20 protein-coding genes and 1 pseudogene are annotated in these 19,166 nt (G+C 71.7%); 12 read left to right on the top strand and 9 right to left on the bottom strand.

Features of this window, described 5'->3' with window-relative positions; all coding sequences use genetic code 11:
- Window positions 1-81: 81 nt before the first annotated feature.
- Window positions 82-564 (bottom strand): winged helix-turn-helix transcriptional regulator, encoded by a 483-nt coding sequence (locus tag ACYU8V_RS18080; protein ID WP_460849303.1) that lies wholly within the window; start codon window positions 562-564, stop codon window positions 82-84.
- Window positions 565-628: 64 nt separating this feature from the next.
- Between ACYU8V_RS18080 and ACYU8V_RS18075 the strand changes: the two genes are divergently transcribed.
- Window positions 629-1,093: a PaaI family thioesterase gene (locus ACYU8V_RS18075; RefSeq protein ID WP_460849302.1), complete on the top strand. Its 465-nt coding sequence runs from the start codon at window positions 629-631 to the stop codon at window positions 1,091-1,093.
- Window positions 1,094-1,117: 24 nt separating this feature from the next.
- Here ACYU8V_RS18075 and ACYU8V_RS18070 read toward each other — a convergent pair whose 3' ends face one another.
- Together ACYU8V_RS18070 and ACYU8V_RS18065 are read right to left on the bottom strand one after the other, a co-directional pair.
- Entirely contained in the window at window positions 1,118-2,347 is a 1,230-nt protein-coding gene (locus ACYU8V_RS18070; RefSeq protein WP_460849300.1) for an MFS transporter, read from the bottom strand.
- A complete protein-coding gene (locus ACYU8V_RS18065; RefSeq protein WP_460849299.1) occupies window positions 2,344-2,811 on the bottom strand; it encodes a MarR family winged helix-turn-helix transcriptional regulator in 468 nt (155 codons plus the stop codon). The genes ACYU8V_RS18070 and ACYU8V_RS18065 overlap by 4 nt, the downstream gene beginning before the upstream one ends.
- Window positions 2,812-2,930: 119 nt before the next feature.
- Here ACYU8V_RS18065 and clpS point away from each other — a divergent pair, with 119 nt between their 5' ends.
- The 9 genes from clpS to ACYU8V_RS18020 all read left to right on the top strand — a co-directional run bounded on the left by clpS (window position 2,931) and on the right by ACYU8V_RS18020 (window position 9,441).
- A complete protein-coding gene (clpS, locus tag ACYU8V_RS18060) occupies window positions 2,931-3,206 on the top strand; it encodes an ATP-dependent Clp protease adapter ClpS (RefSeq protein ID WP_460849817.1) in 276 nt (91 codons plus the stop codon).
- The gene (locus ACYU8V_RS18055; protein ID WP_460849297.1) at window positions 3,203-3,793 is read left to right on the top strand and encodes a DUF2017 domain-containing protein; all 591 of its coding nucleotides are present in this window, start codon (window positions 3,203-3,205) and stop codon (window positions 3,791-3,793) included. The genes clpS and ACYU8V_RS18055 overlap by 4 nt, the downstream gene beginning before the upstream one ends.
- Before the next feature lie 59 nt (window positions 3,794-3,852).
- Window positions 3,853-4,821: an acyl-CoA desaturase gene (locus ACYU8V_RS18050; RefSeq protein WP_460849296.1), complete on the top strand. Its 969-nt coding sequence runs from the start codon at window positions 3,853-3,855 to the stop codon at window positions 4,819-4,821.
- Between the two features lie 22 nt (window positions 4,822-4,843).
- Entirely contained in the window at window positions 4,844-5,311 is a 468-nt protein-coding gene (locus ACYU8V_RS18045; protein ID WP_460849294.1) for a M67 family metallopeptidase, read from the top strand.
- Window position 5,312: 1 nt separating this feature from the next.
- The gene (locus tag ACYU8V_RS18040; RefSeq protein ID WP_460849293.1) at window positions 5,313-5,603 is read left to right on the top strand and encodes a MoaD/ThiS family protein; all 291 of its coding nucleotides are present in this window, start codon (window positions 5,313-5,315) and stop codon (window positions 5,601-5,603) included.
- Window positions 5,604-5,607: 4 nt separating this feature from the next.
- Entirely contained in the window at window positions 5,608-6,573 is a 966-nt protein-coding gene (locus tag ACYU8V_RS18035) for a PLP-dependent cysteine synthase family protein (RefSeq protein WP_460849292.1), read from the top strand.
- A gap of 141 nt (window positions 6,574-6,714) precedes the next feature.
- Window positions 6,715-7,776, top strand: a complete 1,062-nt coding sequence (locus tag ACYU8V_RS18030; RefSeq protein ID WP_460849291.1) for an EAL domain-containing protein — start codon at window positions 6,715-6,717, stop codon at window positions 7,774-7,776.
- A 52-nt stretch (window positions 7,777-7,828) separates the two neighbouring features.
- Window positions 7,829-8,650, top strand: a complete 822-nt coding sequence (gene murI / locus ACYU8V_RS18025) for a glutamate racemase (protein WP_460849290.1) — start codon at window positions 7,829-7,831, stop codon at window positions 8,648-8,650.
- Entirely contained in the window at window positions 8,647-9,441 is a 795-nt protein-coding gene (locus ACYU8V_RS18020) for an MBL fold metallo-hydrolase (RefSeq protein WP_460849289.1), read from the top strand. The genes murI and ACYU8V_RS18020 overlap by 4 nt, the downstream gene beginning before the upstream one ends.
- Before the next feature lie 14 nt (window positions 9,442-9,455).
- On the opposite strand, the gene ACYU8V_RS18015 is transcribed toward ACYU8V_RS18020, so the two are convergent.
- The 6 genes from ACYU8V_RS18015 to eccCa all read right to left on the bottom strand — a co-directional run bounded on the left by ACYU8V_RS18015 (window position 9,456) and on the right by eccCa (window position 17,362).
- Window positions 9,456-9,911, bottom strand: coding sequence for an LppA family lipoprotein (locus tag ACYU8V_RS18015; protein ID WP_460849288.1), 456 nt, complete (start codon window positions 9,909-9,911; stop codon window positions 9,456-9,458).
- Window positions 9,912-10,018: 107 nt separating this feature from the next.
- The gene (locus ACYU8V_RS18010) at window positions 10,019-12,055 is read right to left on the bottom strand and encodes an alpha/beta hydrolase (protein ID WP_460849287.1); all 2,037 of its coding nucleotides are present in this window, start codon (window positions 12,053-12,055) and stop codon (window positions 10,019-10,021) included.
- A complete protein-coding gene (locus tag ACYU8V_RS18005) occupies window positions 12,052-12,441 on the bottom strand; it encodes a hypothetical protein (protein WP_460849286.1) in 390 nt (129 codons plus the stop codon). The genes ACYU8V_RS18010 and ACYU8V_RS18005 overlap by 4 nt, the downstream gene beginning before the upstream one ends.
- 193 nt (window positions 12,442-12,634) lie before the next feature.
- Window positions 12,635-12,940, bottom strand: coding sequence for a hypothetical protein (locus ACYU8V_RS18000; protein WP_460849284.1), 306 nt, complete (start codon window positions 12,938-12,940; stop codon window positions 12,635-12,637).
- Between the two features lie 31 nt (window positions 12,941-12,971).
- Window positions 12,972-13,334 (bottom strand): hypothetical protein, encoded by a 363-nt coding sequence (locus ACYU8V_RS17995; protein ID WP_460849283.1) that lies wholly within the window; start codon window positions 13,332-13,334, stop codon window positions 12,972-12,974.
- Window positions 13,335-13,426: 92 nt separating this feature from the next.
- Entirely contained in the window at window positions 13,427-17,362 is a 3,936-nt protein-coding gene (eccCa, locus tag ACYU8V_RS17990; RefSeq protein WP_460849282.1) for a type VII secretion protein EccCa, read from the bottom strand.
- A 125-nt stretch (window positions 17,363-17,487) separates the two neighbouring features.
- On the opposite strand from eccCa, the gene eccD reads away from it, so the two are divergent.
- A complete protein-coding gene (gene eccD / locus ACYU8V_RS17985) occupies window positions 17,488-18,846 on the top strand; it encodes a type VII secretion integral membrane protein EccD (protein ID WP_460849281.1) in 1,359 nt (452 codons plus the stop codon).
- Window positions 18,843-19,166: pseudogene (locus ACYU8V_RS17980) on the top strand (hypothetical protein); the annotation flags it as partial. The gene eccD and the pseudogene ACYU8V_RS17980, both read left to right, overlap by 4 nt.

The following is a 19,166-nucleotide window of genomic DNA, read 5'->3' as shown; positions in this document are numbered from 1 at the left end:
TTCCGACCTCTGGCGTGCCGAGTTCAGGCTTGTGGTCGACCGAAACCCGGGTTTCGGTCGACCACAAGCCTGAACTCGCGGTCAGGGGGTGAAGGGGTGCGCCCCCGGCCCCTGTCGGCTGGTGACCTGACGTCCCTCGACGGCATGCCCGGCCGCGCACCGGATCTCGACATGCACCGGCTCCTCGCAGCCGTCGTGCACGAAGGCGATCGGAGGACCGGCCGGATCGGCGAGGTGCCGGTCGCCCCACTGCGCGACCGCGAGCAGGATCGGCTGCAGCTCGCGGCCTCGCGGCGTGAGCCGGTACTCGTGCCGCGTCCGCGCCCCCGCCTCCTGATAGGGCCGCCGCTCCAGGATCCCGTGCGCCACGAGCGAGGCGAGCCGGTTGGTGAGCACCTGGCGCGGGACGCCCGCGTGCCGGCGGATGTCCTCGAAGCGGCGTACGCCGAGGAACACCTCGCGCAGCACCACGACCGTCCACCGCTCGCCGAGGATCGCCATGGCCCTGCCCAGCGTGCAGTTGTCGACCGACCAGTCCAGGGCCGGGGGAGCGCTCGCGGTCATCCGCCCAGCATAGGCGATCTAAGTCTCATTGACAGACTCAGCCTGCGGCTGCTGGGATGGGGCCATGACTGAGTCTGCGACCAGGACCCAGCTCGACCCGGCCACGCTGGACGGGTTCGAGCAGCTGCAGGCGATCCTCGACGGCCGGCTGCCGGCGGCGCCGATCGCGAGCACCCTCGGCTTCGCCGGGTTCGAGGTCCCCGAGCGCGGAACCGCGATCTTCGAGCTCGACCCCGAGCTGCGCCACTACAACCCCATCGGCAGCGTGCACGGCGGCGTGTTCGCCACGCTGCTGGACTCGGCCTGCGGCTGCGCCGTCCACTCCACGCTGGCCGTGGGGGAGGGCTACACCTCGCTCGACCTCACCGTGAAGTTCCTCAAGGCCGTCACCGTCGACTCGGGGCGGCTGCGGGCGGTCGGCAGCGTGATCCAGCGCGGCCGCCGTACCGCTCTCGCCGAGGCGAGGCTGTACGACGGCCACGGCCGGCTCGTGGCCTACGCCTCGAGCTCCTGCATGATCTTCAGCTGACCGCGGACTTCCTCAGGAGGGCGGTCAGTCCAGGTCGCCCACCAGCACACCCTCGGCCTCCTCGACCGAGTGCGGGGCGGGGGCTCCGTGCAGCGCGGCGGAGATGACGCCCGAGCCGGCGACCAGCACGACCACGCCGACGGCGACGGAGATGCCGCCGAACCAGAACGGAGCGGCCGCACCCTGGTGCTCGGCCAGCTTGAGGGCGACGTACGGGCCCACGGCGCCGCCGGTGAACCGCACGAAGCTGTACGCCGCCGACGCGACCGGCCGCTCGACCGGCGCCGCGCCCATGACGGCCTCGGTGACCAGGGTGTTCACGACGCCCAGGAAGGCGCCGGCCACGATGATGCCGAGCTTGACCACGATCGCGTGCTCGGCGCCGGCCGCCATCGCCAGCAGGTCGAGGGCGAAGAGCGTCATGGCGCCGATCAGCGCGGGCATGGTGCCGAAGCGGCGCTGCAGGGCCGGCGCGGCCGCGACGGACGCGGCGGCGAGCAGGATGCCCCAGCCGAAGAAGATCCAGCCGATCTGCATGATGCCGGCGCCCGGCAGGGCGAACGGCCCGGCGGCGAGCAGCGAGAAGAAGCCGAGGTTGTAGCAGATCGCGACGGCCGCGAGGATCGCCAGCGCGGGGTGCCGCAGCGCGCGGAACGGGTCCGCCAGCGTCGTACGACGACCGGTCGGCGGCGTCGCGGGCAGGAAGATCGCGGTGGCGACCACCGCGACCACCATCAGGGTCGAGACGCCGAAGAAGGGCGCGCGCCACGACTGCTGGCCGAGCAGGCCGCCGACGAGGGGTCCGGCCGCGATGCCCAGGCCCAGCGCGGCCTCGAACAGGATGATCGCCTGCGCCAGCGAGCCCTTCGCGGCGCTGACGATGGTCGAGAGCGCGGTCGCGATGAACAGCGCGTTGCCGAGTCCCCATCCGGCGCGGAAGGCGACCACGGCGCTCACGGAGCCGGACGCGCCGGCGAGGGCCGCGGACACGATGATGAGGACCAGGCCGGCCAGCAGCGTGCGCTTGGGCCCGATGCGGGTCGAGACGACGCCGGTGACCAGCATCGCGACGCCCATCACGGCCATGTAGCTGGTGAACAGCAGTGAGACCTGGCTGGGCGTGGCCTGAAGCTGGGCCGCGATCTCCTTGAGGATCGGGTCGACCAGCCCGATGCCCATGAAGGCGATCACGCAGGCGAACGCCACGGCCCAGACGGCACGCGGCTGACGCAGGATCGAGGTCTCGGTGGTCACGGCTTGCTCTCCTTGTGGTCGGTCTTGTTGTCGGTCTTGTCCAGGGGCTCGGTGAGTACGTCGCGCAGCACGGCGACCGCGGTCGCGAGATCGGCTGCGCTGCGCTCGGGGTGGGCGGCGATCCGGGACGCGACCAGCGCGGCGTTGGCCGCGCGGACCCGCCCGAGCTCGGCGCGGCCCGCCGGGGTGAGCCCGATCAGCGTGCTGCGCGCGTCGGTCGGGTGCGGCTCCCTGCTCAGCCAGCCCTGCTCGATGAGCTGCCGCACGATGCCGGTCATCGTCGGCTGCGAGCAGTTGTCGAGCTGGGCGAGCGTGGTCACGCTGAGCGGCCCGCGCTCGTCGATGCTCGACATGGCGCGGATGCCGGCCGGCTGGGGGTTGCCCTGCCGGATCAGGCGGACCAGGCGGGCGGCGTACATCGCCAGGTCGCCGCTGAGGGCGGTCATCTCGGTTGTTGGTTCCATCGCTCAACCAATATACATAGGAAACCTATGGACCGCAAGGCGGGGTGACGTGCCACCCCTCCCCGCTGTGGAACGATGGAGCCGTGAGCACCGCGAGCCCCACCCACGCCGATCCGACGGTGGCTCCGGACCTCACGCCCGACGAGATCACGCTCTCCGACACGCCCTGGGTGACGATCGTGTGGAACGACCCGGTCAACCTGATGTCGTACGTGACCTTCGTCTTCACCAAGTACTTCGGCTACTCCAAGAAGAAGGCCGAGAAGCTCATGCTCGAGGTGCACGAGGACGGCAGGTCCGTGGTCAGCACCGGCAGCCGCGAGGAGATGGAGCGCGACGTGCAGGCGATGCACGAGTACGGCCTGTGGGCGACGCTGCAGAAGGCCGACGCGTGAGCGGCTTCCACCGGCACCGCCGCAGCAAGCTCGTCTTCGCCACGTTCTCGGTGTTCGAGGCCGACCTCCTGCGCTCACTGGCCGCCCAGCTGGTCGAGCTGCTGCACAACGAGCGGGCGGTGACCCCGACCGGCGACGACCCGCTCGAGGCCCTGCTCGACTTCTCCGGTCCGACCACCGCGCCGGAGGACCCGGTGCTGCAGCGGCTCTTCCCGACGGCGTACCGCCACGACGAGGAGGCGGCCGGGGAGTTCCGCCGGTTCACCGAGGGAGGCCTGCGCGACACCAAGGCCAAGGCCGCGGAGTCGGTCATCGACGTGCTCGAGGAGGCCGGCCTGCCGGCCGATCCCACCGCCGAGGAGCACGGCGACCTGGTCATCGACGTCGAGCTCGACGAGCCGACCGCGCTGGCCTGGATGCGCTCCTTCACCGACCTGCGGCTCGCGCTCGGCACCCGCCTCGAGGTCGAGGAGGGCGACCAGGAGTATTGGGACTCCCTGCCCGACGCGGACCCGCGCGCCCAGGCCCACCATCTCTACGAGTGGCTGGGCTACCTCCAGGAGACCCTGGTGGACGCGGTCGGGTAGTCCGAGGAGACTCGGTTAGGCTCGGATGCAGTGACTGACCGCGACCGCACGGGGGATCCATGACCGCGCTCGACGACCGACCGACCCCGACCGGCGGGAGCCCGGACCAGGCGGCCCGGGTGACCCTCGGCGGTGACACGCAGGGCTTCTGGGAGCGCGTTGCGCTCGGCCTGTTCATCGCCGTCCCGTTCGTCGCCTTCGTCGCGGCGATCCCGGTCGCCTGGGGCGGCTGGCTGGGCTGGAGCGACGTCGTGATCACCGTCGCCATGTACGGGCTGACCCTGCACGGCATCACCGTCGGCTACCACCGGCTCTTCACCCACAAGTCCTTCAAGCCGAACCGGGCGGTGAAGATCACCCTCGCCATCCTCGGCTCGATGGCGATCGAGGGCCCGGTGATCCGCTGGGTGGCCGACCACCGCAAGCACCACCAGTTCTCCGACCGTGATGGTGACCCGCACTCGCCGTGGCGCTTCGGCAAGAGCCTCGGCGCGCTGACCAAGGGCATGATCTGGGCGCACGTGGGCTGGCTCTTCGACGAGGAGCAGACCCCGATCGAGCGCTACGCGCCCGACCTGGCCAAGGACCGCGACCTGGTGCGGATCTCCCGGATGTTCTGGCTCTGGACGCTCACCTCGCTGCTGCTGCCCCCGCTGCTCGGCTTCCTGCTGACCTGGTCCTGGCAGGGCGCCCTGACCGCGTTCTTCTGGGCCTCGGTCGTCCGGATCGGTCTGATCCACCACGTCACCTGGTCGATCAACTCGATCTGCCACACCGTGGGCGAGCGGCCGTTCGCCTCGCGCGACTTCTCCGGCAACGTGTGGTGGCTGGCCATCCCGTCCGGCGGCGAGTCGTGGCACAACCTGCACCACGCCGACCCGACCAGCGCCCGGCACGGCGTGAAGCGGTTCCAGTTCGACACCTCCGCCCGGGTCATCTGGGTCCTGGAGAAGCTCGGCTGGGTCAAGGACGTGCGCTGGCCCACTCCCGAGCGTCTCGCCGCGAAGGCCGCCAACCCGACCGGCTGACCGGCGCCCTTAGGCTGGTGCCGTGTTGAAGATCGGTCAGGCGGCGTACGACGCCATCGTCGCGCACGCCAAGCGCGACCATCCGGTGGAGGCGTGCGGCATGGTCGCGGGCCCCGAGGGCAGCGACCGGCCGGAGCGGTTCATCGAGATGGTGAACGCCGCCGGCAGCCCGACCTTCTACGAGTACGACTCGACCGACCTGCTCGAGCTCTACAAGGACCTCGCCAAGCGCGACGAGGAGCCGGTGGTGATCTACCACTCGCACACCGCGACCGAGGCCTATCCGAGCGTCACCGACATCAACCTCGCGGGCGAGCCGAACGCCCACTACGTGCTGGTCAGCACCCGCGAGCACGGGAATAACGACGGCCCTGTCGAGTTCAGGTCCTACAGAATCGTCGACGGCGAGGTGACCGAGGAACCGGTCGAGCTCGTCGCCACCGACGGCAGCAGCACCACCATTGCATCACCGAACGAGGAGAACCTCTGACATGGCCATCGAGGTCAAGATCCCGACCATCCTGCGCACCTACACCGGCGGTGAGAAGGCGGTCTCCGCCGACGGCACCACGCTGAGCGCGCTGATCGACGCCCTCGAGGCCGACCACCCGGGCATCAAGGACCGGCTCATCGACGTCAAGGAGAGCGGCCCGGACCTGCGCCGGTTCGTCAACATCTACGTCAACGACGAGGACGTCCGCTTCCTCGGCAGCCTCGACGCCAAGCTCAACGACGGTGACGAGATCACCATCCTGCCGGCCGTCGCCGGCGGCGCTCACTGATCCGATGGCACGGTTCGACAACCTGCTGGCATCGGTCGGCGGTACGCCGCTGGTCGGGCTGCCGCGGTTGTCGCCGGGCGTCCTGCCCAACGGCGCGGAAGTGCGCCTGTGGGCCAAGCTCGAGGACCGCAACCCGACCGGCTCGATCAAGGACCGCCCGGCCCTGAAGATGATCGAGGAGGCCGAGAAGGAGGGACTCCTCCGTCCCGGCTGCACGATCCTCGAGCCGACCTCGGGCAACACCGGCATCTCGATCGCGATGGCCGCCAAGCTCAAGGGCTACCGCACGGTCTTCGTGATGCCGGAGAACACCTCCGAGGAGCGCCGCCAGATCCTGCGGATGTGGGGCGCCGAGATCATCTCCAGCCCCGCCGCGGGCGGCTCCAACGAGGCCGTGCGCGTCGCGAAGAAGATCTCCGCCGAGCATCCCGACTGGGTCATGCTCTATCAGTACGGCAACGACGCCAACGCCCTCGCGCACGAGGAGGGCACCGGGCCCGAGCTCCTCGCCGACCTGCCCAGCATCACCCACTTCGTCGCGGGCCTCGGCACCACTGGCACCCTGATGGGCGTCTCGCGCTACTTCCGGACCGCCAAGCCCGACGTCACCATCGTCGCGGCCGAGCCCCGCTACGGCGAGCTGGTCTACGGCCTGCGCAACCTCGACGAGGGCTTCGTCCCCGAGCTGTACGACGCCTCCCTGATCGACACCCGCTTCTCGGTCGGTCCTCGTGACGCCGTACGCCGGGTGCGCGAGCTGCTCGAGCTCGAGGGCATCTTCGCCGGCATCTCCACCGGCGCCATCCTGCACGCGGCGCTCGGCCAGGCGGCCAAGGCCGCGAAGGCCGGTCAGACCGCGGACATCGCGTTCGTGGTGGCCGACGCCGGCTGGAAGTACCTCTCGACCGGTGCCTACGAGGGCACCATCGACGACGCCGAGGAGCGGCTCGAGGGCCAACTCTGGGCCTGAGGCCCCGCAGTCCGGGCCTTTGGTCCTGGCCCTCTGGCCCGTCCGGACCATCGGTCCCGCGGCGATCGGCCGGATCCGGGCGGATCCTGCGCCACCGGCTCGCCCCGCCCCCTACGGTCGTGCGCGAGGGGGTGGTGCCGGGTGCTCGACTCCGTCCGTGACCGGGCCTTCTACGGCCTTGCGGTGGTCCTGACGGCGACCGCGTGCGAGGTCGCGCTCTGGGACCTCCGCATCATCACGGGCCCCTTCTGGTCGCTCGCCCTCGGTTGGGTCTTCCTCGTCGGAGCCTGCGCCGCGAGCCTCCTGGTCGGGTGGGCGATGCGCGGCGCCCGGGCGCGGGCCGACCGTCGCACGCGCCATCGCGACGACCTCCCGCCGCAAGGCGCTCTCGCCGAGGCACCCGCCCGGTCCGCCGAGGAGATACGCGCGGCTGAGGAGCTGGACGAGCTGCGTCTGGCCTTCGACTTCGGGGACCTCGTCGTCGAGTACCAGCCGATCGTCGAGCTCGCGAGCGGCATACCGGTGGCCGTGGAGGCACTGATGCGCTGGCGTCACCCGGAACGCGGGCTGGTGATGGCCTCGGAGTTCCTCGGGATCCTCGAGACGAGCGACCTGATCGACTCCCTCGGGGCGTTCTCGCTGCGCGAGGCGTGCCGCGACGGGAGCGAGCTGTGGCGGCAGGGTCACCGCCTGGGCATGCACGTCAACCTCAGCGAGCGCCAGCTGGCACAGCCGCGGTTGGTCGAGGACATCGCCGTCGTGCTGCAGCGCTCCGGCTTCCCCGCCCCTGCCCTGACCCTCGAGGTCAGCGAGTCGCGGATCCTGTCCGACCCCTCGCTGGTCTCGCGCCTGTCCGAGCTGCGCGCCCTCGGCGTGAACCTGGCGATCGACGACTTCGGCACCGGCCACGGCGGCCTGTCCAGCCTGGTCGACATCGGCGTCGACCTGGTCAAGCTGGACCGCACCTTCGTCGCCGCGGGCGGACCCCTGCCAGCAGGTCGCTCGGTCTGCGAGGGCGTCGTCTCGCTGGCACTCTCGGTCGGGGTCGGCTCGATCGCCGAGGGTGTGGAGACGGCCGCCGAGGCCGAGCAGATGGCGCGGTTCGGATGCTGGTGGGCGCAGGGCAACCACTTCAGCCCGGCGCTGCCCTTCCGCGAGCTCGGGCCCTGGCTGCTCGGCCGAGCGACCGCGCTCCCGGCGTGAGTTGAGTCGCCAGTTGCGGCACGCGGGCGTGACCTGGCTCTAGGCTGTCACCGTGCTGGGCCATGGAAACGTCGACGTCGACGCGCCGATCGGCATCTTCGACTCCGGATTCGGTGGCCTCACCGTCGCACGGTCGGTCATCGACCAGCTTCCGCACGAGTCGATCACCTACCTGGGCGACACCGCCCGGCAGCCCTACGGGCCGAAGGCGATCGCCGAGGTGCGCGAGTACGCCCTGGAGTGCCTCGACCACCTCGTCGACCAGGGCGTGAAGGCACTGGTCATCGCCTGCAACTCCGCGAGCGCCGCCATGCTCCGCGACGCGCGCGAGCGGTACGACGTCCCCGTCGTCGAGGTGATCCTCCCCGCCGCCCGACGCGCGGTCTCCGCGACCCGCAACGGCAAGGTCGGTGTCATCTGCACCCGCGCCACGGCCGAGTCGATGGCGTACGACGACGCGCTCGCCGCAGCGCCCCACCTCCAGCTGACCACGCGTGCCTGTCCCCGCTTCGTCGACTACGTCGAGGCCGGCATCACCGGCGGCGAGGAGCTGCTCGAGGTCGCGCACGAGTACCTCGATCCGCTGAGCGAGCTCGGCATCGACACCCTGATCCTCGGCTGCACCCATTACCCGCTGCTGACCGGCGTCATCTCCTACGTGATGGGCGACGGCGTCACCCTGGTGAGCAGCGCCGAGGAGTCCGCGAAGGCCCTCTACCGGACCCTCGCCGACAAGGGCTTGATGCGTGGCGAGGGCGAGGCGTCGTACACCTTCGCCACGACCGGCTCGCCGGACGAGTTCGCGACCATCGGTCGCCGGTTCCTCGGCGCCGAGCTGGCGGCGGCCGGACAATTCGCGGGAGGGCTGGCATGACACCGATCGACGACATCCCCATCGACGGCGTCCGCCTCACGGTCGTCGGGTGCGCGGGGTCCTACCCCGGGCCCGAGTCGCCGGCCAGCTGCTACCTGGTGCAGACCCGCACCGCCGAGGAGCCCGACCGGGTCTGGAGCGTGGTGCTGGACATGGGCAACGGCGCTCTCGGACTGCTGCAGCGCTACGTCGATCCGCTCAAGGTCGACGCCGTGCTGATCAGCCATCTGCACGCCGACCACTGTGTCGACATGACCAGCTACTACGTGCTGCGCAAGTACCACCCCAGCGGCACCCAGCCGCGGATCCCGGTCTACGGGCCGAAGGGCACCGCGAAGCGGCTGGCGAAGGCCTACGACCTGCCGCGCAAGCCCGGGATGCGCGAGGAGTTCATCTTCCGCCTCTACAAGGAGCCGTTCTCGATCGGCCCGTTCGCCATCGAGCCGTACGAGGTCGACCACCCGGTCCCGGCGTACGGCATGCGGATCACGGCGCACGGCAAGGTGCTGGCCTACAGCGGCGACACCGGGCCGATCCCGGCGCTGCTGGAGATCGCGGCCGACGCCGACCTGTTCCTGTGCGAGGCGTCCTTCCGCCACGACGACGACAACCCGCCGAGCCTGCACCTGACCGGCACCGAGGCGGGCGAGTACGCCGGACGGGCCGGCGCCAAGCGGCTGGTGGTCACCCACATCCCGCCGTGGCACGACGGGGACGCCATCTTCGCCGAGTCGGTCGCGGCGTACCCCGAGGCGCTGCGGGCGGAGACCGGCGCCGTCTACACCCTCTGAGGTCCGCCCGGTCCTCAGGGCGTGGGGTCGAGCGTGAGCCAGGCATCCGGGCCGGGCGTGTGCTCCCACCGGTAGCAGCCGGTGGTGATGGTGAGGGTCGTGGCGGTGACCATCCCGAAGGTGTAGCTGCCGCCGTCGGGGGCGAGCCCGGTGATCTCCAGGTTGCCCGGCCGGTCGACCGTGCGGCGTACGACGTCGAAGCCGTAGCGGCGGCCGACCTCCTCGACCAGTGACGCGGCCTGGTGCCAGCTGTCGGGGGAGTAGGTGCTGGGGAAGGTGTAGGTGCGCAGGCCGACGGTCTGCGAGGCGCCGTCGTTGCAGCCCGCGATGGAGACGCCGTCCTCGTTGCTCGCCGCGCGCCACGCCTTCGGCTCGAGCCGCTCGTCGAGCGCATGCATCATGTCGCTGCGCATCCGCACCATGCGGGCGAGCGCCTTCTCCATCGAGCCGTGCCCGTAGCCGACGGTCATCGAGGTCTCCTCCGTTGGTTTCGGGGTGGCGCCGCCACAGGCGGCGAAGGCAGTACCCATCAGCATGAGCGCACCGACGAGGGCGAGGCGTTTCAGGAACACGGTCATCAGTATCCCGGGGGCCGTCCGAAGCTCTCGAGGCCGTGGACGAGGTCGGCTCCCCAGGCCTCGAACCCGTCCTTGATGTCGCCGCCGGTGGCCTCGCCGGCAGCGAGGAGGTCGCCCGGGTTGGGGGCGGTGAGGAGATCCCCGCCATCGAGGTCCTGACCCGTGATCAGCTCGCCGTGGATGCCGGTGAGCACGGCCGCCATGTTGTGCTGCGCGGTCGAGCCGTTGTCGAGGTACGACGTGTGGCCGGTCGTGCCGAGGTAGCTCGCACCGTCGTGGCTCGCGGCGTGGGACTGCAGGTGCGTGACGCCGTCCATGAACGACGGGTCGCCGCCGAAGATGCCGCCGTCGGCGACGAGGTCGTTGTCGTTCTCGATGACGTACAGGTTCGGCACGTGGAGGTCTCCGCGGTTCCCGGTGCCCGGTCCCGGCGAGCCGAACAGGACCGCGTCGTCCACGCCCGTCGCAGCATGCTGAAGGGCGTAGCCGGTCGTGGTCGAGCCGTAGGAGTGGCCGAGAGCGGTGAGGTGCACGCCGTCGGACCGGGACGCGTCGAGGCCCTGGTAGAAGGACGCGAGCGAGTCGCCCCCGCGGATCGCGAGGTCCGGTGCCACCACGCTGTCCGCCTGGCCCCCGAACGCTCCGAGATCGAGCAGGGACAGGTCGAGCTGGGGAGCGTCGTAGCCCAGGTACACCACCGTTGCGACGGACCCGTGGCCTCCGTTGCGGGTGATCATGGCGTTCGCCTGGTGGGCGAGGTTGGACATGTCGTTGTCGTAGCCGTTGAGGCTGTCGGGCACGTTGGAGGTGAGCCCGGGGGTGAAGACGCCGACGTGCTGTGCGGTGTCGACGTTGCCGATCGCCACGATGGCGTGGGAGCGCTCACCCGAGAACAGGTCCAGGCCGAGGAGCTGACGGTTGCCCTTGGCGAGGTCGTCGCGGATCGCGGCGATGCTGCGGAGCTGCTCGTCGGTGAAGCCGGAGTCCTTGCCGTAGGGGATCGTGCTGCGGATCTGGGCGACGTACTGGTCGAGCAGGGTGCGGTTGGCGAGGTCGCGGCCCCAGCCCTGGACCCCGTCGAGGTTGCCCACCAGCGAGGGCGTGTGGGCCGCTGCCGCCAGCTGGCCGAGGACGCCCAGCCCGCGCCACCAGTCGGCGACGTCGGTGGGCTTGCCGTCGGTCGGGATCCGGGGCGGCACGAACAGCGAGAGGTAGTCGGCGATCTCGGGGTGGGCCTTCAGCCACGACTGGACCGATCCCGCGGGCAGCGTCGCGGGGTCCGGCACGGCGCCGCTGGCCACCAGGGCGAGCAGGGCCTTGCGCCGCTCGGCGTCGGTCAGGTGCAGCCACGGCCACCGCTCGGCCGTCGGCAGGGGGATCGCGCCGAGGTCGACGAGCAGGCGCAGGTTGGCGTGGGTGGGCCCCTGCCCGAACTTCGTGGCGACATCGGCGACCCCGCCATCGAGCAGCCGGCGTGCGTGCCGGTACTCGCCCTGCAGGTCGCCCCTCACGGCCGTGCCGACCGCAGCGGCGTCGAAGGTGGGGGCCGGCGCTGTGTAGAGCTGCTGCCAGGCGTTGCCTCCGGCGGGCTGGGCCGGTGGGCTCACGTACCCGGCCGCCAGCACGGGCGCGGTCAGCAGGTCGTCCGCGGTCGGCGTGGCCACGCCCGCCACCACCCGGCAGGCGTGCATGGTGCGCCGGTAGCGGTCGTTGAGGGAGGCGACGACACCGTCGAAGGTGTGCACGTGGGTGGCCAGCAGGTTGACCAGACCGACCGCATAGGTGCCGTTGATGCCGAGCCGCCGCGCATGGCCGGCCACGACGGCCGGTCCCTTCGCCACCTCGGAGCGGATCTGCCCCTCGACCAGCGACGCGGTGACGGTGCCGTCATGGTCGAGGTCCTCGGCCAACAGGGCGATCGTCGCGCTGTCGCGGGAGGGATCGTCGACGAGCCGCCGGATGCTCGACGCGGTGACATTGGACCCGCCGCCGTACAGGTCGGCGTAGTAGTCGAACGGTCCATCGGGCCTGCTCACGGCGTCGCCTCCCTCGGCGTCACGTTGATGTTCCTCAGCAGGAGGGACGCGCTGTCGTGATTGGCAGCGACCTGGATGTGCAGGTCGGCCGCCGCCTCGTTGTCGCTGGACCGGGCGGTCGTGGCCACCCCGGAGACACCGTGGCCGCCGGCGGTGACGTTCTTGCCGAGGTGCCGGGCGGGGTGGGCGATGTGCTCCTCGAGGAAGGCGGCCATCGCCGTACCGACCTCGGGGTTGCCGCCGATATGACCGTGCAGCGCCGAGAGGCCGCTGGCGAGCCGCGTCGCCGTCGTGCCGGCATGGTCGCCGCGTCCGCTGATGGTGCGACCCACCGAGTCGAGGTGGTCGACGTCGAGCCCGATGACGTCACGGCTGTCGGTGCCCATCGCTTCTCCAGGGTGTGGTCGTGCGTGTCCCTATCGTCTTTCCGCTCCGGGGCGGATCAAACCTGATCGGCGGACGTCAGGGCCTCGGGTCGCGTGACCGCAGCACAGACGCCGACCGGCCGGGGCCCGCCATCACCACCGGTCCTCTCGGGGTGACGGCCGGCTCCCGGCCGGTCGGCATCGCTGAGTGTGCTCAGTCCGTGGTGTTGAGGGACCGGGTCGCGGCCTTGCGGACGTTCGAGATGAACTCGTCGGTGTTCTCGCTGGTCCGGTTCATCAGCTTGTTGACGTTGCCGTCGATCTCGGTGCTGTGCCGGTTGGAGGCGGCCCGGGTGCGGTCGATGTCGTCGGAGCCGACGCCGCCCTCGGTCTGCCGGCCGAAGTTGGCGGACTGGCGGTCGGCCTGCTCGTGGGCGCCACGGAAGCCGCTCATGTTGTTGCGGGTGTCGTCGACGTGGTTCTGGATCGAGCCGCGGTCGACGCGGAGCTGGTCAGTCATCTGGATCTCCTCGAGTCGTGGGTGCGCGCGGTCAGGCCGGCGGGTTGATCTTGTGGGCGAGGTCGGTGGCGGAGGTCTCCATCAGGCGGGCCTCGCCGGCCTGGGAGTCAGCGGCGGTGTCCTCGTGACCGGCGGTACGGCGGACGTACTCGGCGCCACCGGCGGCGTTGGCCATGTGCATGGTGCCGGCCGCGGAGAGGCCGTTGGCGGTGGCGGTGGAGCCATTGCCGGTCTGGTTGGCCAGCGCGCCCTTGTTCTGGGACAGGAGGTCGGCGGTGTGGCCGTGCTGCTTCTTGGCGAGGCCCTGGACCTGCTCGGCCTGGTCGCCGATGTTGCGATTGGTGTGGAGGGCGCCCTGGTAGCCCTCGGTGAGAGAAACGCGGTCAGCAGCCATGGTGGCCTCCCGAGTAGTTGGTGTGGTGCGTGCCACCAGCATCTATCCGGTCCGGGCCGTTCCAAAACCTCGGCCGGCCGAAAAGTCCGTGATCAGTCGTCGACGCGCGCCGTCTGCACCAGCGACGCGGAGCCGTCCCGGTTGACGTACATGGCGCGGCCGCGCGGCAGCCTGCGCGACGGGTGGCCGCCGATCAGTCGCCCCTCGAGCCGGTCGCCGCTGAACATGAAGCCCGGCGTGCTCAGATCGATGAGGCGCTGGATGAGCGGCTCGTAGACGGCTCGCGACATGCCGCCGGTGCGGCGCGCCAGGATCAGGTGCAGGCCCAGGTCGCGTCCCTGGGGCAGCAGGTCGATCAGCGGCGCCAGCGGGTCACCCTGGGACGTGGCGACGAGGTCGTGGTCGTCCACGATGACGTAGACGTCGAGGCCCTTCCACCACGACCGGTTGCGCAGCTGCTCGGAGGTGACGTCCGGGCCGGGCACGCGCGCCCGGATGGCGCCGGCGATCTCCTGCGCCGCCTGGGCCGCCTGGTCGGCACCCGTGGAGTAGGTCAGCAGGTACTCGTCGGGCACCACGTCGAGCAGCGAGCGCCGGTAGTCGACGACCGCGATGCCGACCTCCTCGGGCGGCCGGCTGGCCACGAGGTCGGCGATGAGCAGCTTGAGCAGATTGGACTTGCCGGTCTCCCCGTCGCCGTACACCTGCAGGTGGGGGTCGGCGCCGCTGAGGTTGATCTCGGCCGGCCCCAGGTTGAGCTCGGACAGGCCGACCAGCAGGCCGGTGTCGCCGCGCTGCATGGGCGGCAGGTCGGCCATGGTGACCAGCTGGGGGAGCACCTCGACCCGGGCGACCCGCTGGTCGCCCCACTTGGCCACGATCGCCTGGAGCAGCCGCTTCTGCGCGTCCTCGGGAGCCTCGTCGCCGGCGTCGTACGCCGGGAGCGCGGACTGGAACACCAGCGTGCTCTGCCGCGAGCCGGTCAGGCCGCGGCCGGGCGCGTCCTTGGGGATCTGCTCCATCGCCTGACGGCCGAACTCGGAGTCGAAGGGGTCGCTGAGCCGGAGCTCCACCCGGCCGGTCATCGAGGCCTGCATCCGCATCCGCACCTGCATCGCCTGGGTCACGGTGACGACGACGTGGACCGCGAAGTTCGTGCCGCGCGCGGCGATGTCGGCGATCGCGTAGTCCAGGTCGTCCCACTCCTCGCGGAACGTGCCCCAGCCGTCGACCACGAGGAACACGTCGCCGAGCGTGTCGTCGGGGAGCTGCCCGGCGGCCCGAGCGCGCCGGAAGGCTGCGGCCGACTCCAGTCCGCGCTCGCGGAACAGGACCTCGCGCTGGTTCAGGATCCCGCGCACGTCGTTGACCGTGCGGGTGATCCGCTCGGGATCGACCCGGCTCGCGACCGAGGCGACGTGCGGCAGGCCGCCCAGGGCCGAGAGCGAGCCGCCGCCGTAGTCGATGCAGTAGAACGCGACGTCGCCGGGCGCGTGCTGGGAGGCGAGGGAGAGGATCGTGCTGCGCACCAGCGTGGACTTCCCGGACTGCGGCGACCCGGTGATGACCAGGTTGGCGTCGGCGCCCGCGAAGTCGAAGGTGAACGGGCGCTGGTCCTGGTGGGTCGGGTCGTCGACCAGACCGACGACCGCCGCGCAGGAGCCGACCTCGGCGCGGGCGCTCAGATCGACCAGGCCGCCCAGCGGCAGCTCGCGCGGCAGCGGCTCCAGCCAGACGGGGCGGACCCGCGCCCAGCCGGACTCCGCCATCTGCCGGCACAGCACGTCCAGGACGGTCTCGGTGCCGTCTGGCGCGGTCCCGTCGACGACGGCCTGGTCGGCCGCCTGCTGGGAGATCCAGGCGCCCAGGCCGTTCACGGCGACGTACGGGACGACGGGGACGGTGGTCTTGACCTGGCCCGACGGCGGCACGTACGGCGAGGACACCAGCGCCGCCTTGAACCGCTCGAAGACCGTGGTGTCGACCTTGAGGAAGCCCGAGCCCGGCTCGGGCGGCAGGTGGTAGGCGTCCGGTACGCCGATGGCGTCGCGGCTCTCGCCCTCGGAGAACGTGCGCAGGCTGATCCGGTAGGACAGGTGCGACTCCAGGCCGCGGATCTTGCCCACCTCGAGCTTCTGCGAGGCGAGCAACAGGTGCACGCCGATGGAGCGGCCGATCCGGCCGATGGCGACGAACAGCTCGGCGAAGTCCGGCTTCGCCGTCAGCAGCTCGGAGAACTCGTCGACGATGACCAGCAGGTGGGGGAGCGGCGGGAGGTCCTCGCCCGCGTCGATGCGGTCCTGGTAGACGGTGACGTTGGGCAGGTTGCCGGCGGCCTTGAGGACCTCCTGGCGGCGCTGCATCTCGCCGTACAGCGCGTCCCGCATCCGGTCGACCAGGGTGAGGTCGTCCTGCAGGTTCGTGATCATCCCGGCGATGTGCGGGATGTCCTCCATGGCGGCGAAGGTCGCACCGCCCTTGAAGTCGACCAGCATCAGCGCCAGCCGGTCCGGTCCGTGGCCGATCACCAGCGAGCTCACCAGGGTGCGCAGCATCTCGGACTTGCCGGAGCCGGTGGCGCCCACGACCAGGCCGTGCGGCCCCATGCCGCTGTGCGCGGACTCCTTGAGGTCGAGGATCACGGGCCGGCCGCCGGTCCCGACGCCGATCGGGACCCGCAGCAGCTCGCGGAGCGGCCGTGGCTGCCAGGTGTGGGCGAGGTCGAGGCGCGCAGGGTCCTCGACGCCGAGGATCTCGGGGAGGCCGACGGTCTCGGCGAACTCGCCGTCGTCGGTGGTCGTCGCGGTCAGCCGCAGCGGCGCGAGGGTCCGCGCCAGCGCGGCGGCCGCGCCCGGCTCGGGGACGTCGACGGTGAACGGCAGGGGTCGTCCGGTCGCCATCGCGACGCCGGTCGGCGCGATCTCGATGCGGGAGTCGACGCGCTCGGGCTCGTCCGCGGCGCCGTCGAGGAGCGAGACGACGTGGACGCCGAGCTCGGCGAGGCTGATGTCGGGCGCGGGCGGGCGCAGCTGCTGACCGGGGGCCAGGCCGTCGCCGTCGATCACCACGACCAGCCGGTTCGGGGGCACGTACGCCGATCCGCGGGCCCGCTGGTGGCGGTCGAGCCGTGCCTCCAGCTCCGGCGCGAGCAGGTGCTCGATCGAGGCCAGGTCGGTGCCGATCCGGCGCGCCGTGAGGTCACCGTCCGTGGCCGTCTCGTCGAGGACGTGCGGCAGCCACTTGGCCCAGTCCCAGGCGGGCGCGGCGCGGTCGGAGCGGATGATCGCGAGCGAGACGTCGTGCGGGCTGTGCAGCGCGGCGATCTGGAGGACCAGGTGGGTCGCCAGGTCGCGTCGTACGGTTGCCGGACCGAGGACGCTCAGCTGGCCGACGCGCGCGAGCGGCAGCACCACCGGCTGGTCGTGCAGCACGGCGTACCGGTGCTGCAGCTCCTGCGCCGACTGCAGGCAGACCGGGTCGAAGCTGTTGAGGGGGCCGGTGTCGGCGTCCAGGGTCAGTCCCGCGTCCAGCGGTACGTCGCCGGTCCCGACCCGGATCGCGAGGAAGTCGCCGTGGGAGGGGCGCCGCTCCCAGCGGCGGGTGTTGTTGCGGACGACGTCGAGGAGCTGGTCGGCCCGCGGGTGGCACCACGCCTGCTGGGCGCGCTGCTGCGCGATCTGCTCGCGCACGCGGTGGCGCAGGCTCTCGATGTAGTCCAGGTAGCGCTCGCGGCCCTCCCGCTCCTGGTTCTTCTGGCCGCTGCGCTGGCTGATCATCATCACGATGCCGATCGACACCGCGCCGAGCAGGGCCAGGAACGAGGCGACCGCGACGATCGGGTTGTTGCGCTGGGTGATGGCGACGGTGACCGAGCCCGCACCGCCCATGATCGGCATCATCAGCATGCTCGCCCCGGCGGCCGCGGGTGCCGACTGTCCGCGTCCCGGCGGGGCGGCGATGACGATCGGCTCCGGCTGCGTCGCGGGCGGCGCGGTGCGCGCCGGTCGGCGGACCAGGGTGGTGGTCAAGCGAACCCCCGAGGGTTGGAGCGGGCTGGTGCTGGGAAGGGCAACCATACGACTGCGGATATGCTCCGCGTTCGTACGCCGGAGCCATCTGCTCGGAAGCCCGCGTCGTCGTGAGGAAATGCTGAATGCACACCGCCTACAGCCGGATCACCGTGGTGACGGCCGAGCGGTCGGTCGACCTGGCCCTCCCCGCCGCCCTCCCGGTCTCCGACGTGCTCCCGCAGCTGCTGCGGTACGTCGCTCCCTCGGGGTCGGCGGACAACCCCACGACCTGGGTCCTCTCGCGGCTGGGCGGCACGGCGATCCCGATGGCCCAGACGCTGGCTGAGGCCTCCGTGCTGGACGGCGACGTGCTGGAGCTGGGACCCGAGGGCCAGACGGTCCGACCGATCATGGTCGACGACGTCCGCGACGCCGTCGAGGACAGCGTCGACAACGCGGGTGGCTCGTGGACCACCCGCACGACGGTCTCGTTCACCGTCCTGGCGGGGAGCATCACGCTGCTGCTGCTCGCCCTGCTCAGCGTGGTCGGGGCGGTGACGACCCGCGCTGCATGGCCGGGCGACCTCGCGAGCACGCAGACCTCGGCCGTGCTCGCCGTCCTGCTCGTCGGGGCCACCTGGTGGGCCTCGGTCCGGGCGCGCCCGGTCGACACCGCGATCGCCGCGGCCGCCGCGATGACCTGGGGTGCGGCACTCGGCCTGGCGCTCTGCCGGCACGCCGGCGTACCCGCTCCGGCGACGGTCGCCGCCTGCGCTGCCCTCGCCGCCCTCGTTGCCGCGGCGACACGAGCCCTCACCCCGCTGACCACGGCGCACGTGGCCTTCGCGGTCGTGGTGCTCCTCGCGGCGCTGCTCGGGACCACCGCGCAGATCGACGGCACGGCAGCCCGGGTGGCGCTGCGCCTGCTCCCGGTCCTCGCCGTCGTCGCAGTGGGCGCGATCCCGCGGGTCTCGCTGTCGGTCGGGGGCCTGGCCAGCGCCGACTACCGGGTGCGCAACGTCGGCGTGCTCGACCTGGACGCGCTGCAGCGCCGCTACCGCACGAGCAACGCCATCCTGGTCGGCTCGCTGGCCGGCATCGCGGTCGTGGTCGCCTGGTACGGCACCGCGCTCGTCCTCGCTCCCGACACCTGGGACCGCAGCCTCGCAGCCAGCCTCGCGGTCGCGATCGCCCTGCGCTCCCGCGCCTTCTCCCGTACGCCGCACATGCTCGCCCTGCGCCTGTGCGCCCTGTGGCTCGCGGTGCTGTCGGTGAGCAGGCTCGCCGTCGACCAGGCGTCCCTGCTGCCGTGGCTCGGCTGCCTGCTCGGCGCCGCCCTCGCCGTCGGCCTCGGTCTCACCGCGCTGGAGCTGTCCGAGATCCCGCGTGCGCGGGTCAAGCGCCTGCTGAACGCGCTGGAGTTCCTGACCCTGGTCGTGATGCTCGTGCTGCTGTTCGGTGCGCTGACCGTCTACGCCGACTTCAAGGGGATCTTCGGATGACCGACGACGAGAACGCTCCCGACCCGGCGCTCGCACGCCGCCGTGAGGCCGAGGGTGCGGCCGGCGACCTGGCCCGGATGGGCATCGACCCGCGTAGCCTCGGTCTCGGCGCCAGCCCGGCCCCGTCGCCCACCGCGTCGCCCGCCGACCGGTCCGGCGCCTCCGAGGGCCTGGGCGGCGAGGTCGTGCAGTTCCGTCGCCGTGACCTCCTGCCCGACGACCGGACCATGGTGCGGATCCGCCCGGTCGACCCGCCCCCGCCCCCGCCCGTCGCGGCTCCCGCGGCGGCGCCGACCCCCCTGCACCCGCCGGTCGCGCCC

The organism is Nocardioides ultimimeridianus (assembly GCF_054777895.1).
The sequence above is the reverse complement of the archived record's forward strand: the minus strand, read 5'-3'. Positions and strand labels throughout refer to the sequence as shown.

Excerpts from the sequence above, each read along its gene's own strand:
- ACYU8V_RS18080 (WP_460849303.1), bottom strand. The coding sequence starts at position 564 with ATGACCGCGAGCGCTCCCCCGGCCCTGGACTGGTCGGTCGACAACTGC.
- ACYU8V_RS18075 (WP_460849302.1), top strand. The coding sequence starts at position 629 with ATGACTGAGTCTGCGACCAGGACCCAGCTCGACCCGGCCACGCTGGAC.
- ACYU8V_RS18065 (WP_460849299.1), bottom strand. The coding sequence starts at position 2,811 with ATGGAACCAACAACCGAGATGACCGCCCTCAGCGGCGACCTGGCGATG.
- ACYU8V_RS18050 (WP_460849296.1), top strand. The coding sequence starts at position 3,853 with ATGACCGCGCTCGACGACCGACCGACCCCGACCGGCGGGAGCCCGGAC.
- ACYU8V_RS18040 (WP_460849293.1), top strand. The coding sequence starts at position 5,313 with ATGGCCATCGAGGTCAAGATCCCGACCATCCTGCGCACCTACACCGGC.
- ACYU8V_RS18035 (WP_460849292.1), top strand. The coding sequence starts at position 5,608 with ATGGCACGGTTCGACAACCTGCTGGCATCGGTCGGCGGTACGCCGCTG.
- ACYU8V_RS18020 (WP_460849289.1), top strand. The coding sequence starts at position 8,647 with ATGACACCGATCGACGACATCCCCATCGACGGCGTCCGCCTCACGGTC.
- ACYU8V_RS18015 (WP_460849288.1), bottom strand. The coding sequence starts at position 9,911 with ATGACCGTCGGCTACGGGCACGGCTCGATGGAGAAGGCGCTCGCCCGC.
- ACYU8V_RS18005 (WP_460849286.1), bottom strand. The coding sequence starts at position 12,441 with ATGGGCACCGACAGCCGTGACGTCATCGGGCTCGACGTCGACCACCTC.
- ACYU8V_RS18000 (WP_460849284.1), bottom strand. The coding sequence starts at position 12,940 with ATGACTGACCAGCTCCGCGTCGACCGCGGCTCGATCCAGAACCACGTC.
- ACYU8V_RS17995 (WP_460849283.1), bottom strand. The coding sequence starts at position 13,334 with ATGGCTGCTGACCGCGTTTCTCTCACCGAGGGCTACCAGGGCGCCCTC.
- eccD (WP_460849281.1), top strand. The coding sequence starts at position 17,488 with ATGCACACCGCCTACAGCCGGATCACCGTGGTGACGGCCGAGCGGTCG.